Annotated in this window: 16 protein-coding genes; 7 read left to right on the forward strand and 9 right to left on the reverse strand. The window is 62.0% G+C overall.

Features of this window, described 5'->3' with window-relative positions; genetic code table 11:
- Positions 1–31: 31 nt before the first annotated feature.
- Positions 32–892: a 2,3,4,5-tetrahydropyridine-2,6-dicarboxylate N-succinyltransferase gene (gene dapD / locus J0663_RS10870; RefSeq protein ID WP_207244378.1), complete on the reverse strand. Its 861-nt coding sequence runs from the start codon at positions 890–892 to the stop codon at positions 32–34.
- Between the two features lie 195 nt (positions 893–1,087).
- Here dapD and J0663_RS10875 point away from each other — a divergent pair, with 195 nt between their 5' ends.
- On the forward strand, positions 1,088–1,954 hold the full coding sequence (locus J0663_RS10875; RefSeq protein WP_207244379.1) for an LOG family protein: 867 nt from the start codon (positions 1,088–1,090) through the stop codon (positions 1,952–1,954).
- An 88-nt stretch (positions 1,955–2,042) separates the two neighbouring features.
- Here the strand turns inward: J0663_RS10875 and J0663_RS10880 are convergent, their stop codons facing one another.
- Together J0663_RS10880 and J0663_RS10885 are read right to left on the reverse strand one after the other, a co-directional pair.
- Entirely contained in the window at positions 2,043–2,669 is a 627-nt protein-coding gene (locus tag J0663_RS10880) for an EF-hand domain-containing protein (protein ID WP_207244380.1), read from the reverse strand.
- A gap of 170 nt (positions 2,670–2,839) precedes the next feature.
- The gene (locus tag J0663_RS10885; RefSeq protein WP_207244381.1) at positions 2,840–3,553 is read right to left on the reverse strand and encodes a pyrimidine 5'-nucleotidase; all 714 of its coding nucleotides are present in this window, start codon (positions 3,551–3,553) and stop codon (positions 2,840–2,842) included.
- Positions 3,554–3,738: 185 nt separating this feature from the next.
- On the opposite strand from J0663_RS10885, the gene bchE reads away from it, so the two are divergent.
- The 3 genes from bchE to J0663_RS10900 are packed head-to-tail and all read left to right on the forward strand — an operon-like array spanning position 3,739 to position 7,179.
- Entirely contained in the window at positions 3,739–5,271 is a 1,533-nt protein-coding gene (gene bchE / locus J0663_RS10890) for a magnesium-protoporphyrin IX monomethyl ester anaerobic oxidative cyclase (protein WP_207244382.1), read from the forward strand.
- 55 nt (positions 5,272–5,326) lie between these two features.
- Positions 5,327–6,412: a bifunctional transcriptional activator/DNA repair enzyme AdaA gene (locus J0663_RS10895; protein ID WP_207240369.1), complete on the forward strand. Its 1,086-nt coding sequence runs from the start codon at positions 5,327–5,329 to the stop codon at positions 6,410–6,412.
- Positions 6,409–7,179: an isocitrate lyase/PEP mutase family protein gene (locus J0663_RS10900; RefSeq protein WP_207240370.1), complete on the forward strand. Its 771-nt coding sequence runs from the start codon at positions 6,409–6,411 to the stop codon at positions 7,177–7,179. Before J0663_RS10895 ends, J0663_RS10900 begins: the two co-directional genes overlap by 4 nt.
- Positions 7,180–7,197: 18 nt before the next feature.
- On the opposite strand, the gene J0663_RS10905 is transcribed toward J0663_RS10900, so the two are convergent.
- A complete protein-coding gene (locus J0663_RS10905) occupies positions 7,198–8,346 on the reverse strand; it encodes an alpha-hydroxy acid oxidase (protein ID WP_207240371.1) in 1,149 nt (382 codons plus the stop codon).
- A 169-nt stretch (positions 8,347–8,515) separates the two neighbouring features.
- Positions 8,516–9,403 (reverse strand): acetylglutamate kinase, encoded by an 888-nt coding sequence (gene argB / locus J0663_RS10910; RefSeq protein ID WP_207240372.1) that lies wholly within the window; start codon positions 9,401–9,403, stop codon positions 8,516–8,518.
- Between the two features lie 145 nt (positions 9,404–9,548).
- On the opposite strand from argB, the gene J0663_RS10915 reads away from it, so the two are divergent.
- The 3 genes from J0663_RS10915 (at position 9,549) to J0663_RS10925 (ending at position 11,490) form a co-directional block, all read left to right on the forward strand.
- Positions 9,549–10,088 carry a sigma-70 family RNA polymerase sigma factor gene (locus tag J0663_RS10915; RefSeq protein ID WP_207240373.1) on the forward strand — a complete coding sequence of 180 codons (540 nt, stop codon included), beginning with the start codon at positions 9,549–9,551 and terminating at the stop codon, positions 10,086–10,088.
- Entirely contained in the window at positions 10,085–10,804 is a 720-nt protein-coding gene (locus tag J0663_RS10920) for an anti-sigma factor (protein WP_207240374.1), read from the forward strand. The genes J0663_RS10915 and J0663_RS10920 overlap by 4 nt, the downstream gene beginning before the upstream one ends.
- Before the next feature lie 128 nt (positions 10,805–10,932).
- Positions 10,933–11,490 (forward strand): fasciclin domain-containing protein, encoded by a 558-nt coding sequence (locus J0663_RS10925; RefSeq protein ID WP_207240375.1) that lies wholly within the window; start codon positions 10,933–10,935, stop codon positions 11,488–11,490.
- 46 nt (positions 11,491–11,536) lie between these two features.
- Here J0663_RS10925 and yihA read toward each other — a convergent pair whose 3' ends face one another.
- From yihA to rpmH, 4 genes are all read right to left on the reverse strand, one after another.
- Positions 11,537–12,190, reverse strand: coding sequence for a ribosome biogenesis GTP-binding protein YihA/YsxC (yihA, locus tag J0663_RS10930; RefSeq protein WP_207240376.1), 654 nt, complete (start codon positions 12,188–12,190; stop codon positions 11,537–11,539).
- 290 nt (positions 12,191–12,480) lie between these two features.
- Positions 12,481–14,274, reverse strand: coding sequence for a membrane protein insertase YidC (yidC, locus tag J0663_RS10935; protein WP_207240377.1), 1,794 nt, complete (start codon positions 14,272–14,274; stop codon positions 12,481–12,483).
- Entirely contained in the window at positions 14,274–14,675 is a 402-nt protein-coding gene (gene rnpA / locus J0663_RS10940; protein WP_207240378.1) for a ribonuclease P protein component, read from the reverse strand. Before rnpA ends, yidC begins: the two co-directional genes overlap by 1 nt.
- A 21-nt stretch (positions 14,676–14,696) precedes the next feature.
- Complete coding sequence (rpmH, locus tag J0663_RS10945; RefSeq protein WP_008524438.1) at positions 14,697–14,831, reverse strand: 50S ribosomal protein L34; 135 nt, start codon at positions 14,829–14,831, stop codon at positions 14,697–14,699.
- Positions 14,832–14,845: the final 14 nt, after the last annotated feature.

Below are 14,845 nucleotides of genomic sequence, written 5' to 3' on the forward strand. Positions count from 1 at the left end.
GTCTGTTTACCGGATCAATGTCCTGATGTCATCAATCTCTGAGCAGCTCGTTGATGCCGGTCTTGGAGCGGGTCCGTTCATCGACGCGCTTGACGATGACGGCGCAGTAGAGATGCGGCGCCGGCTGGCCGTTCGCCATCGTCGCATTGCCCGACGGCATCGAGCCGGCGACGACGACGGAGTAGGGCGGCACTTCGCCGTACATCACCTCGCCGGTGGCGCGATCGACGATCTTGGTCGACTTGCCGATATAGACGCCCATGCCGAGCACGGAGCCTTCACGGATGATGCAGCCCTCGACCACCTCGGACCGGGCGCCGATGAAGCAATTGTCCTCGATGATCGTCGGTCCTGCCTGCATCGGTTCGAGCACGCCGCCGATACCGACGCCGCCGGAGAGATGCACATGCTTGCCGATCTGCGCGCAGGAGCCGACCGTCGCCCAGGTGTCGACCATCGTGCCCTCGCCGACATAGGCGCCGAGATTGACGAAGGAGGGCATCAGGATCGCATTCGTGGCGATATAGGCCGAGCGGCGCACGACGCAGTTCGGCACGGCGCGGAAGCCCGCGGCACGGAACTGGTTCTCGCCCCAGCCCTCGAATTTCGAGGGCACCTTGTCCCACCAAGTGGAACTGCCCGAGCCGCCCTTGACCACCTCCATGTCGTTAAGGCGGAAGGAGAGCAGCACCGCCTTCTTCAGCCACTGATTGACCGTCCAGGCGCCATCGTCGCCGCGCGTCGCCACGCGGGCCTTGCCGGCGTCGAGCAGATCGAGCGCCGCTTCGACCGCGTCGCGAACCTCGCCCTTGGTCGACGTGTTCACATTGTCGCGATTGTCGAAGGCGGTTTCGATGATCTTTTCGAGGGAGGCGAGGTCGATGGCGCTCATGAGAATTCCTTAAACTTCGATCTTTATCGTGGAGACGGCGGAGTCTCCGGACGTGCGATCGGCGTGGGTTTGTCCTGCTCTATAGCATGCACCCGTAGAACGGAATGATTTTTCGAACAAGATCATACCTGGATTCAAGGCGTTATAGCGACATATCCGGCAGTTGGTGCTGGCAATACTGAAAGGCATTTCGAGATGGCGAAGGGACGAAACGGCGGTTCGCGGCGCAAGGACGGTGTATGGGATCCGCTGAAGAGCAGTTCGACCGACAGGCAGCGCGCAGAAGCCGTGCCGAAGACGCCACAAACGCTGTCGCCGGCCTATCGGCTCGCCTATGTCGACGAGGATTTCCTCTGTCGTGAAGAATTGCGGCCGATCCGCCTGCAGCTGGAACTCTTGAAGACGGAGATGATGCTGACCGAACGCGGCATCCGCTCGACGGTCGTCATGTTCGGCGGGGCCCGCATTCCCGCTCCCGGCCAGAGTGCCTGGGCGGCACGCAACGACATCCAGCGCGCCAATCTCGAGGGGGCGTCGGTCTATTATGACGAGGCGCGCAAATTTGCCCGTCTCTGCTCGAAATATTCGGCCAGCCTCGATTTCCAGGAATATGTCATCGTCACCGGCGGCGGCCCCGGCGTCATGGAGGCGGGCAATCGCGGCGCGGCCGACGAGGGCGCGCCGTCAATCGGCCTCAACATCGTGCTGCCGCACGAGCAGGCCCCGAACGCCTATGTGACGCCGGAACTCAGCTTCAACTTCCACTATTTCGCCATTCGCAAGATGCATTTCATGGTGCGCGCCAAGGCGATCGCGGTGTTCCCCGGCGGCTTCGGGACGCTCGACGAATTCTTTGAATGCCTGACCTTGATCCAGACCGGCCGCATGGAGCGCCTGCCGCTGATCCTCTTCGGCGAGGCCTTCTGGCGAAGCATCATCAATTTCGAGGCCTTGGCCGAATTCGGCACGATCGCGCCGGATGACGTCAAGCTGATCAGCTTCGTCGACACCGCCGAAGCCGCGTGGAAGATCATCCAGGAATTCTACGAGCATCGGGAGTAGCGGCGCCACGGGCGCCGCCTCTTGATTGTCAGGCCGTCTCTTTCCCTGTCGGTTCGGGAAAAAGAGGGGCGCAATGGTTCGTCCGGACTTACAGCAGCGGCCGGTCCGGCATGTCGTCGATCGAGATGACGCCGTCCTTGTTGCGGTCCATGCGTGTAAACAGCTTGTCGAAGGCGGAGACGGCTTCCTGTTTGGAAATCTGGCCGTCCTCGTCGGTGTCGACCCGACGCATCATCATCGAAGCGCGCATGAAGTTGCCGCCATGGCGCATCCAGTGATGTCCGTCGCGGCCTTCGTGACCCTCGCGCGGCGGCCGCCCCTGATCGTCATTGTCCAACATGTCGGGCGCGGCGTTGGCGTCTTCGTTTTCGCCGGCCTCCTGCTTGCGCTCGTCCTTCATCGCCTTCATCTGGGCTTCCCGATACTGGCGGATTTCGCCCGGGGTCAGGGAGCCGTCATTATTGGTATCGATCGTTGCGAAGACCTTGTCTAGGCCGGCGGTCGCCTCTTCCTTGGAGACCTTGCCGTCCTTGTTCGTGTCGAACTGCTTGAGCATTCTGATATAGGTGACTTCGCGGAAGGCCGCCGGACCCGGACGGCCCATGCCGGGATGCGGGCGAGGACCGTCCCCGGGCGCGGCAAAGCCTGTCCCGGCGGCTGCGCCGAAGACGAAGGCGGAGGAAAGCGCTGCCAGTATCAGCTTGTTGCGGTACATCGTATCTCCTTTCGTGAGGTGTCTCCTCACTGAGGAAGCTACGGCAGCAGGCCCGAAAGACCCAGTTAAACATCGGTAAGCTGAATGAAACTTTGGTAATGCCGCCAGCCGCCGGTCAAGGCCCTGCGCAGACCAGAGATCTGAGGCGTCGGAACCGATCGCGGCGCGCTTCAGCCGGGACCGGTGATCTTGCCGAGGAAGGCGGCGAGGTCGTCGGTGACGAAATCGATGTGATCCTCCTCGCCGCTGGTCTTTTCCCACCATTCGACGACCGTCTCTTCCAGATTGCGCGGCACCAGCAGCACGGTCTGCATGCCGAGCGCCTTCGGCACCGTCAGATTGCGCGGCAGATCCTCGAACATCGCCGCCCTGTTCGTTTCAACGCGCTTCAGCGCCGCAAACTTGTCATAGGTCGCCTGCGCCGGCTTCGGCACGTAGTCGGCGGCGACGATATCGAAGATGTCGTCGAAATGCTCGAGAATGCCGAGCGCGCCGGCCGTCATCTCGGCATGCCTGACGCTGCCGTTGGTAAAGATGAACTTGCGCCCCGGCAGCGCCTTGATCGCCTCGCCGAGCTCCGGCTGCGGCGTCAGGCCCGAATAGTCGATCGCATGCGCCTTTTCGAGGAAGTCGTTCGGATCGATGCCATGATGGATCATCAGGCCCTGCAGCGTCGTGCCGTGGTCGAGATAATACTGCTTCTGCAGCTTGCGCGCTTCCTCCCGCTCCATCTGCAGGAGCGCCGCGACATAGGCGGTCATGTTCTTGTCGATCTGCGCGAAGAGGTTGACGTGATGGGGATAGAGTGTGTTGTCGAGGTCGAACACCCAGTCGGTGACGTGTTCGAAATCGGCTCTTTCAGGCGTGCGGTCGATCTTTGTCATGGCCGCCCTTATGGCACGGCTGCGACGGGAAACCAAAGGCTTTTGCCTTCCAAGCCTGGCGACATCGGCCACCGCAAAAATGCCGCTAGAATTTCACAACTTTAAGAGGATTTTGGCTGAATATAGCCATTGATCGCTGGTGACTTCTGCCTGCGTCAGTCAGGGGGCCCGGAAGGGTAAGTCGCATGAGGATCGTTCTGGTAAATCCGCCGCATACGGCGATCGGCAGTCGTATTCCCGATGATCACCTTCCGCCGCTTGGTCTTCTCTCCGTAGGAGGGCCGCTGCTCGATGATGGTCACGCCGTCAGCCTCGTCGATGCCGAATTCGGACCGATGGAGTTAGCCGAGATTGTCGGCCATGTGGTGGCCGGCCGCCCCGATCTGGTGCTGATTGGCCATTCCGGCTCGACCTCGGCTCATCCCACCGCCCGCGCGATCGCAGAGGCGATCAAATCCCGCGATCCCAAAATCTCCATCATCTATGGCGGCGTCTTTCCGACCTATCACTGGCGGGAGGTGCTCGCCGAGACGGCGGCATTCGATATCCTCGTGCGTGGCGAAGGCGAGGAAACGATGCGGCGCCTCGCCGATGCCCTCGCGACAAACCGGCCGCCGCTGGCAACCATTCCCGGCATCGCCTTTCGCGATGGCAACGGCAAAGTCTTGGCAACACCACCGGCGCAGGCGATTGCCGATCTCGATGCCTATCGCGTCGGCTGGGAGCTGATCGATCATCGCCGCTATAGTTACTGGGGCGGCAAGCGGGCGGTGGTGATGCAGTTCTCCCGCGGCTGTCCGCATCTTTGCAATTATTGCGGACAGCGCGGTTTCTGGACCCGCTGGCGTCACCGCTCGCCGGAACTGTTTGCCCGCGAGATCGCCAGGCTCTATCGCGAAGAAGGTGTTGAGCTCATCAATCTTGCCGACGAGAATCCAACCTCGTCGCGGAAGGCCTGGCTGGCTTTCCTCGAAGCAATGATAGCCGAGAACGTGCCCGTCCAGATCGTCGGGTCGACCCGGGCGGATGACATTGTCCGCGACGCCGATATCCTGCCTCTCTACCGCAAGGCTGGTGTCGTCCGTTGGCTGCTCGGTATGGAAAACACCGATGAGGCAACCCTGGCCTTGATCAAGAAAGGAGGAGCGAAAGCAACGGACCGGGAGGCGATCCGCCTCCTGCGCCAGTACGATATTCTCTCCATGGCGACCTGGGTGGTGGGTTTCGAAGAGGAGAAACTGAGCGATCTCTGGCGCGGCTTCCGGCAATTGCTCTCCTATGATCCCGACCAGATCCAGGCGCTCTATGTGACGCCGCATCGCTGGACACCCTTCTTCCGCATTGCCCGTGACCGGCGGGTGATCGAGACCGACATCCGCAAATGGGATTACAAGCATCAGGTCCTGAGGATGCGCCATCTAAGCCCGTTCGTGTTGGTTATCTGCGTCAAGCTCATCGAGGTGGCGGTCCAGGCCCGGCCGAAGGCATTGATGCGTATCCTCGTCCATCGCGATCCCGAGCAGCGCCACTCCATGCGCTGGTACACGCAGATGGGCCGCCGCGTCTGGTTTCACGAGATCCTCGAATTCCTCTTTCGCCGCCGTCATATCAAGGATGGTCCGACGCTCGAGAATTTCTGGGGTGCGCCACAGGATGACGAGGAGGAGTCTATGCTGCGCCCGCAGCGGCATTCAAAAAGCCTCGACGCAGCGGAATAAAATAGACGCCCGATTTTCGGCGGACGGCCGCGGCCGAGGATGCTAGAAAGTCGGCATGTTATTCGAACGTCCCGACGATGATACGCTCTATGACGCCCTGATCGCGCGCAGCGCCGATTACGAGGGCCAGGCCTATGTCTGCGTGAAAACGACGGGCATTTTTTGCCGCCTGACCTGCCCGGCACGCAAGCCGAAAAGGGAAAACACGCTGTTTTTCGATACGATCGCCGCCTGCATGCATTCGGGCTTTCGCCCATGCCGGCGCTGCAAGCCGCTGGAGCAGCCGGGCCGGGAGCCTGTTGTCGATGAGCTGCTGGCGCGGCTCGACGACGAACCCGAGGTTCGCTGGAGCGAGGACGAGCTTATTCGACGAGGCCATGATCCTTCGACCGTGCGGCGCGCCTTCAAGCGGGCGCTCGGCATGACTTTCCACGACATCGTCCGTTTCCGCCGGCTCGGCGAAGCCGCCCGGCAACTGGCGGACGGGGCGCGCGTCATCGATGCGCAGCTCGACGCCGGATACGGCTCTTCGAGCGGCTTCCGGTCGGCCTTCCAGCGGCTCGTCGGCAAGGCGCCGGCGCTCTCGCAGAACCGCGAACTGCTGTTTGCCGACTGGTTCGACTCGCCGCTCGGGCCGATGATCGCGGTCGCCGACAAGACGCATCTGCATCTTCTCGAGTTTCACGACCGTAAGGCGCTGCCGACCGAGCTCGAAGCCCTGCAGAAGCGCGTCCGCTCCTCCGTCGCCGTCGGCCGCACGCCGGCGATCGATCAGATCGAGGCGGAGATAAGGGATTATTTCGACGGCCGGCTGGCCGTCTTCAGGACGCCGCTGGCGCTCGGCGGCACGCCCTTCGAAAAGCATGTATGGGCAACGCTGATGGAAATCCCCGTCGGTCAGACGCGCGCCTATGGCGATCTCGCAAGGGAGATGGAGCGGCCGGAGGTGGTGCGTGCCGTCGGCCGCGCCAATGGCGCCAACCGGCTTGCCATCATCGTGCCCTGCCACCGCGTCCTCGGCGCCGATGGGTCGCTGACCGGTTACGGGGGCGGGCTCTGGCGCAAGCAATGGCTGTTGCGCCATGAAGAGAAGATCAGCCCGCAGATCAACACACGGGCAAGGATGGAGGAGACAGCATGAACCAGACTGAAAAGGCCGAGCTTTTCGGCTCGCTTCATCGGAAGGGCAATCCGATCGTCCTCTATAATATCTGGGATGCCGGCACGGCGAAGGCGGTTGCCGATGCCGGCGCCAAGGCGCTCGCGACCGGAAGCTGGTCGGTCGCCGCAGCCCATGGGTTTGCCGATGGCGAGAAGCTGCCGATGCCGGTGCTGGTCGAGACGGTGAAATCCATCACCGATGTCATCGACCTGCCGCTTTCTGTCGATTTCGAAGGCGCTTATTCGGCGGAACCCCAGGGTGCGGCCGCCAATGTCGCCAGGCTGGTCGATGTCGGCGCCATCGGCATCAATATCGAGGATCGGATCGTGAGCGGCGAGGGGCTTTATCCGGTCGAGCGCCAGGCGGCCCGCATCCGCGCCATTCGCGGCATGGCCGACGGCAGGGGCATTCCCTTCTTCATCAATGCCCGCACCGACCTCTTTCTTGCCGAAAGCGACCTTGCCAAACATGCTGGCCTTGTGGACGAGGCGATCGAGCGGGGCAGGGCCTATGCGGCGGCCGGCGGCAGCGGCTTCTTCGTTCCCGGCCTGATCGATCCAGCCTTGATCGAAAAGATCTGCGCGGCATCGTCGCTTCCGGTCAACGTCATGATGCGGGCAGGAGCCCCGGATGTGAAAACGCTGGCAAAGCTCGGCGTCGGCCGTATCAGTTACGGCCCCGGTCCTTACCGGTCGATGATGGAAAAGCTGAAGCAGGACGCGGCAGCAATTTACAGCCTGCTCTGAAGGCTGCCCGGAAGGGCTTCAGGAACGGAAGCGCAGATTGCGCCGCGTCAGCTGGTCGACCGAGGTGCAGCCCATCAGCTTCATGTCGCGCTCGATCTCGGTGCGCATCGTCTCCAGCGCCCGTTCGACGCCGGGCCGTCCGGCAGCGGCGAGCGGGAAGAGATAGTAGCGGCCGAGGCCGACGGCCTTGGCCCCCAGCGACAGGGCCTTCAGAACATGGGTTCCCCGCTGCACGCCGCCATCCATCATGACGTCGATCCGGTCGCCGACGGCATCGACGATCTCGGCGAGCTGGTCGAAAGCGCTGCGCGAGCCGTCGAGCTGGCGTCCGCCATGGTTGGAAAGCACGATTCCGGTGCAGCCGATCTCGACGGCGCGCTTGGCGTCTTCGACCGACATGATGCCCTTCAGGCAGAATTGTCCGCCCCAGGCGCGCACCATCTCCGCCACATCGTTCCACGACATGGAGGGGTCGAGCATCTCGGTGAAGTAGCGGCTGATCGACAGCGCGCCGCCATCCATCTTGACGTGGTTTTCGAGCTGCGGCAGCCGGAAGGGCTCATGCGTCAGCCAGCCGATCGCCCAGGAGGGCTTTATGGCGAACTGCGTCATTCCGGCGAGGTTGAGCTTGAAGGGAATCGAAAAACCCGTGCGTTTGTCGCGCTCGCGATTGCCGCCGGTGATGCTGTCGACCGTCAGCATCATCGCCTGCACGCCGGCATTTTTCGCCCGCGCCATCATCTCGTGATTGAGGCCGCGATCCTTGTGGAAATAGAACTGATAGACCTGCGGCCCGGCGCTGATCTGCCGCGCTTCCTCAAGGCTGATCGTACCGAGTGAGGACACGCCGAACATCGTGCCGTATTTCGCCGCCGCCGCCGCGACCGCCCGCTCCCCCTGGTGGTGAAAAAGCCGCTGCAGCGCCGTCGGCGAGCAATAGACCGGCATTGCCAGTTTCTGCCCCATGACCGTCACCGACATGTCGACCTCGGCCACGCCGCGCAAAACGTCGGGCACGAGGTCACAAGCCTCGAAGGCCGCCGTATTGCGCCGATAGGTCACCTCGTCATCGGCCGCGCCATCGATATAGTCGAAGATCGGCCCGGGAAGACGCTGTTTGGCCATGCGCCGGAAATCATGAAAATTATGGCAGTCCTGAAGGCGCATCTTTTGCTCGACCCGTTTGAATTCGGGCCGCAACCTAAAGCACGATTGCAAATCTTGCCAAGGCTATATCGGGCGATTTTCGTCCTGTCGGACGGTCGTTTCACGAGAATGCAGGCAGATTTAGGCTCATGGAGAGGCGCCCTTCGCGTCGTGAAGGGCGCAGCCTCGCTCAGGGAACGATCAGCGTTCCGATGCCGTGCTCGGTGAAGATCTCCAGCAGGACGGAATGGGCGGTCTTGCCGTTCAGGATGACGACGCCCTGCACGCCGGCCTTGATCGCATCGATGCAGGTCTCGACCTTCGGGATCATGCCGCCCGAGATCGTGCCGTCGGCGATCAGCGCATGCGCTTCGGCGACGGAAAGCTCCTTGATCAGCTGGCCGTTCTTGTCGAGCACGCCGGGCACGTCGGTCAGGAACAGCAGGCGGGTGGCGTTCAGCGCGCCGGCGATGGCGCCGGCGAAAGTGTCGGCGTTGATATTGTAGGTCGCCCCGTCGCGGCCCGGCGCCACCGGCGCAATGACCGGGATCATCTCGGAGCGGGCGAGCAGATCGAGCAGTGTGCGGTCGACCTCCACCACTTCGCCGACGAAGCCGAGATCGAGCACCCGCTCGATGTTGGAATCGGGGTCCTTGATGGTCTTGCGCGCCTTTTCGGCGAAGACCATGTTGCCGTCCTTGCCGCAAAGGCCGATCGCCCATTCGCCCGTCTGGTTGATCAGCGCGACGATCTCTTTGTTGATAGAGCCGGCGAGCACCATCTCGACAATCTCGACCGTCTTCTGGTCGGTGACGCGAAGCCCGCCTTCGAATTTCGATTCGATGCCCATCTTGTTGAGCATGGCGCCGATCTGCGGGCCGCCACCATGAACGACGATGGGATTGACGCCCGACTGCTTCAGAAGCGCGATGTCGCTGGCAAAGGCCTTGCCGAGTTCGGGGTTGCCCATGGCGTGACCGCCATATTTCACGACGATCGTCTTGTTCTCGTAGCGCTGCATGAAGGGCAGCGCCTTGGCCAGAAGCCGTGCCTGGATTTCGCTTTCGGACTCGTTCATGGGAACCCCGCAGGAATTGATCGCGGCCTTTTATCGCAAGTTTCTGACAGAGGGAATAATCCAGAACGCAATAGTTTTTCGTATGTGGCACGGAGCCGGAGGAATTCGCCCGCCGGCTGAGCGCAAGTACGATATGGGGAACGGCATGCCAGGCGATGAGATCAAGGAGCTGATCGGCCGGGTCGCGCTCGGCGATCGCAAGGCCTTCGTTGCCCTCTACAACCAGACTGCGCCGAAACTTTTCGCAATCTGCCTGCGTATCTTGAAGGACCGCACGGAAGCCGAGGAAGCCCTGCAGGACGTCTATATCAGCATCTGGCAGCGAGCCCGGAGCTTCCAGGCGGCCACGGGCTCGTCGACGGCATGGCTGGCCGCGATTGCACGCAACCGGTCGATCGATCTCATGCGCGCGCGCAAGCCCGTCGCCGACGAACTCGACAGCGCTTACGATCTTGCCGATTCCGAACCCGACCCGGAAAGTCAGACGGTGACCAGGGATGAAGGAAGGCGGATTGACACCTGCATGGAAGAGTTGGAAGCTGATCGTGCGGTCGCCGTGAAACGGGCTTATGTCGAAGGGCTGAGCTATCAGGAACTGGCGGATCAGTTTGATGTCCCGCTGAATACGATGCGGACCTGGCTCAGGCGCAGCCTCTTGAAACTGAGAGAGTGCATGGAACGATGACATCGCCCGACAAAAGCAAGGGAGACCGCTCCCGAGACGAGGTTCTCGCCGGCGAATATGTGTTGGGCGTCCTGTCGCTGCAGGATCGCCGGGTGGTCGAAGAGCGCATGCGCCACGATCGCACCTTTGCGGCAATCGTCAGCCGCTGGGAAACCAATCTCTCCGCCTTCAACGACGAATATGACGGCGTGGCGCCAAGCCGTGAAACTTTCAAGCAGATCGAGTCGCGACTGTTCGGCAATGCCGAAAAGCCCGCATCCTTCTCGCAGGGGCTCTGGAATTCGGCGGTTTTCTGGCGCTCGCTGGCCTTTGCCTGCATCGTCGTCGCCGTCAGCGCCGTCATCTTCGCCTCCGGCGTCGTGCCGCAGCCGCAGGGGCCGACACCGCTGGTGGCCGAGCTTTCCGGCCAGAACAACGCCATCAATCTTCACGCCTCCTACGAGATCCAGAGCGGCCGGCTGAAGATCGTGCCCGTCGCGGCCGGCAAGCCGGAAGAAAAATCGCTGGAACTCTGGCTGGTGCCGGGCAGCGGCACGCCGAAATCCCTCGGCATCTTCCAGCCGGGCGAGAGCGGTGAACTCGTCATTCCCGCCGATCTGCGCGGCAATGTCGCCGATGGCGCAACCCTTGCCGTCAGCCTCGAACCTTTCGGCGGCTCGCCGACCGGACAGGTGACCGGCCCGGTGATTGCGAGCGGCACGGTGCGGCGGCCATGATTTTGCGCCACCATGAATCAATTTCTCCTGTGTGAAACTCTTCGGCACGGCCTTCCGTAGTTCGAAATGTCCGGACGACGCTTGAGGCATGACGCCCAGCGGACGGTGCCCGGCCAGAGGAGAAAATCATGAGCAAGAACCTGTTGCGCGGCTTTACGCTCGCAGCCGCCATGTCAGCCGTCGCCTTCGCCGCTGATGCGAAGAACCCCAAGGTCGGCGGCGCAGCGATGTTCGAAACCAAGAACATCGTCGAAAATGCCATAAACTCCAAGGATCACACGACTTTGGTCGCCGCCGTCAAGGCTGCCGGCCTCGTCGGCACGCTCGAAAGCAAGGGGCCCTTTACGGTCTTTGCGCCGACCAACGAGGCTTTCGCAGCTCTGCCCAAGGGCACTGTCGATACGCTGCTGAAGCCGGAAAACAAGGCGACGCTGACCAAGGTTCTGACCTGCCACGTCGTGGCCGCCGATGCGATGGCCAAGACGGTTGCCAAGATGATCAAGGATGACGGCGGTGAGCACGACATCAAGACCGTCGGCGGCTGCGTGCTGAAAGCCAGGGAGAGCATGGGCAAGATCACGCTGACCGATGAAAACGGCGGCATCTCCCACGTGACGATCGCCGACGTCAAACAGTCGAACGGCGTCATCCACGTCGTCGACAAGGTGCTGTTGCCGAAGATGTAAAACGACCGTATCGGCAGAGGCACGGGGCGCTTTTCGGAGCGCCCTTTTATTTCCAGCTGGCAATGCCGACGGTTTCGGCGATCGCCTGGCGCAGCTCGTCGAGCCCGTCGCCCTTTTCGGACGAGGTGGACAGCACGGCGGGATAGGCAGCCGGACGCTTGCGGATCTTGTCCGCCGTCTCGGCCAGGAGCTTCGGCACGGCGGGCGCCTTGATCTTGTCGGTCTTGGTCAGGACGACCTGGTAGGAGACGGCCGCCTTGTCGAGCAGGGTCAGCACCTCCTCGTCATTCTTCTTGATGCCGTGACGGCTGTCGATCAGCACATAGACGCGCTTCAGCGTGGCGCGGCCGCGCAGGTAATCGAAGACGAGCTTGGTCCATTTGTCGACCTGCTCCTTCGGCGCCTGCGCATAGCCGTAGCCCGGCATGTCGACGATCGCCATCGGCGGCAGGTCAGCCGCTTCGCCGGAATAGCCGTCCGGAACGAAATAATTGAGTTCCTGCGTGCGTCCCGGCGTATTCGATGTGCGCGCGAGGCCCTTCTGCCCGACCAGCGCGTTGATCAGCGACGATTTGCCGACATTCGACCGCCCGGCAAAGGCCACCTCAAGCGGCCCTTCCGGCGGCAGGAAGTTGAGCGACGGTACGCCGCGGATGAAGATCCAGGGGTGGCCGAAGAGCGGCTTTTCGGTTTCGGGCATGCGGGGCTCTCCGGGTTTGATCTGCTATCAAGTTTGTTTGACAAGCTCGCTCTCAACCGGGTCATCCTCGGCCCGGGAGTTGGTTGATAACGGCCCCTCATCCGGCTGCCGCCACCTTCTCCCCGTAAACGGGGCGAAGGGATATGCCGCGAACTCTCCGTTCCCTGCTCACCTCTCGCAGGGCACGTCCCCTCTCCCCGTTTTTACGGGGAGAGGGCTAGGGTGAGGGGCAGCCCGGCGCAAACAAGCAGCCGTGGGCCAAGCCCATGCATGACGGAACGCTGCGGGCCCTATTTCGATGGCGCCGCTTTTCGTCGGAACAGGCCCTTCAGATTGTCGAAGAGCTCGATCTTGACGCCGTGGCGTTTCATGATCAGCGACTGCTGCAGCACCGAGAGCGTGTTGTTCCAGGCCCAGTAGATGACGAGGCCGGCTGGGAAGCTTGCCAGCATGAAGGTGAACACCAGCGGCATCCAGTTGAAGATCATCGCCTGCGTCGGATCGGGCGGTGTCGGGTTCATGCGCATTTGCACGAACATGGTGATGCCCATGATCAGCGGCCAGACGCCGAGATGCAAGATGGCCGGTGCTTCGAAGGGCAGCAGGCCGAACAGGTTGACGATCGTCGTCGGATCGGGCGCCGAAAGGTCCTGGATCCAGCCGAAGAACGGCGCATGCCGCATCTCGATGGTGATGTAGATCACCTTGTAGAGCGAGAAGAAAATCGGGATCTGCAGCGCCACTGGCCAGCAGCCGGCGATCGGATTGATCTTTTCTTCCTTGTAGAGCTGCATCATCGCCTGCTGCAGCCCCATGCGGTCGTCGCCGAATTTCGTCTTCAGCTCCTCCATCTTCGGCTGCACGCGCTTCATGTTCGCCATCGAGGCATATTGCTTGCTGGCGAGCGGGAAGAATAACAGCTTCACGACGATGGTGGTGCAAAGGATCGCCACGCCGAAATTGCCGAAGAAGCGATAGAAGAAGTCCATCAACTTGAACATCGGCTTGGTGATGAAATAGAACCAGCCCCAGTCGATCAGGCGGTCGAACTTCGGGATCGAATAGCTGGCTTCATAGCCGTCGATGACGGGCACCTCCTTGGCGCCGGCGAAGACCAGGTTCTTGAGCTCGATCGATTGGCCAGGCGCAACGGTGAAGGCGTCGTCCTTGTAGTCGGCCTGATAGCGCGGCTGGCCGTCGGCGAAATGCGAGAAGCGCGCTTCATAGGCCGAGGTTTGCGGTGGAATGATCGTCGCGGCCCAATATTTGTCAGTGATGCCGAGCCAGCCGCCAGTGGACTTGGCTGGCTGCACGGCTTCTTCCTCGACGGCGCTATATTTGGTTTCGATGAGACCGTCATCGCCGATGACGCCGATGAAGCCTTCATGCAGAACGTAGATCGAAGGCGTCGTCGGCTTGTTATAGCGCGTTACGCGGCCGTAGGAGGAGAGCGAGGCGGGCGCTTGGCCGGTATTCTCGATCTTATCGGCGACGGTGAACATGTAGCGCTCGTCGACCGAAATCGTGCGGGTGAAGGTCAGGCCCTTGTCATTGGTATAAGAGAGCGTCACTGGCGTCTTTTCGGTGAGCTTGGCGCCCTCCGGTGCCGTCCAGAGCGTCGCGGGACCGGGGACGGCGCCCGTCGTGTCGCTGCCGATATAGCCGAGCTCGGTGAAGTAGCCGTCCTTGGTTTCCGCCGGGCTGAACAGTGTGATGATCGGGCTCGAGTCGTCGACGGTCTCGTGATAGCCCTTCAGCTTCAGGTCGTCGAGGCGGGCACCGGCAAGGTTGATCGAGCCGGAAAGCGCAGGAGTATCGATGGCGATGCGCGGCGTTTTTGCGAGCGCCTGCTCAAGCGTCGCCGTTGCGGCCGCCTGGCCGGAAGGCGCAGCACCGCTCGTCTGGGCGGGCGTCTGACCGCCTGCCGCGGGCTGCTGAGCCTGCTCGGTCTGCTGTTGTGCCTTTTGCGCTTCCTGTGCTTTCCGTTGGGCCTCGATGCGCGGATTCATATAGAGAAACTGCCAGCCGAGGACGATCAGCACCGAGAGAGCGATCGCAATGAAGTAATTGCGGTTGTTTTCCATCATACGTTCCTGGGGCGTCCGTCTCCGGAGCGCCGGTGTTTCGGCTTGGTTTCCACGCGGGATTTCAATTCCGCGGCCAATTCCTGGAAGGACGCCTCAAGCACGTCCCTGCGCGCGACAACCACATAGTCGTGTCCGGGCTGCATTGCAAACCCTGCATGAAGCCGCACCGCCTCTTTCAGGCGCCGCCGCATGCGGTTCCGTTCGACCGCGTTACCGTGTTTTTTGGTGACTGTAAAACCGACACGCGCTTGGCTGTCGGGTTCCCTCCGGTCGAGGACTTCGAGGAGGAAGAGGCCGCCGCGGCGTTTTTCGCCCTCGCGCACGGCAAGAAACTGCGGGCGGCTCTTCAGCCGCCCGACAGTGTGTTTTTTCTCACTGGTCGTCAATTCGCCCGCCATCTCTTATCGGGCAATCCGGCCTTAGGCCGAAAGACGCTTGCGGCCCTGCGCGCGGCGGGCAGCGATGACCTTGCGGCCACCCTTCGTGGACATGCGCGCACGGAAGCCGTGGCGACGCTTGCGAACAAGCTTGGATGGTTGGTAGGTACGCTTCATTTATTTAAACACCG

The organism is Rhizobium lentis (genome assembly GCF_017352135.1).
Classification (GTDB): domain Bacteria; phylum Pseudomonadota; class Alphaproteobacteria; order Rhizobiales; family Rhizobiaceae; genus Rhizobium; species Rhizobium lentis.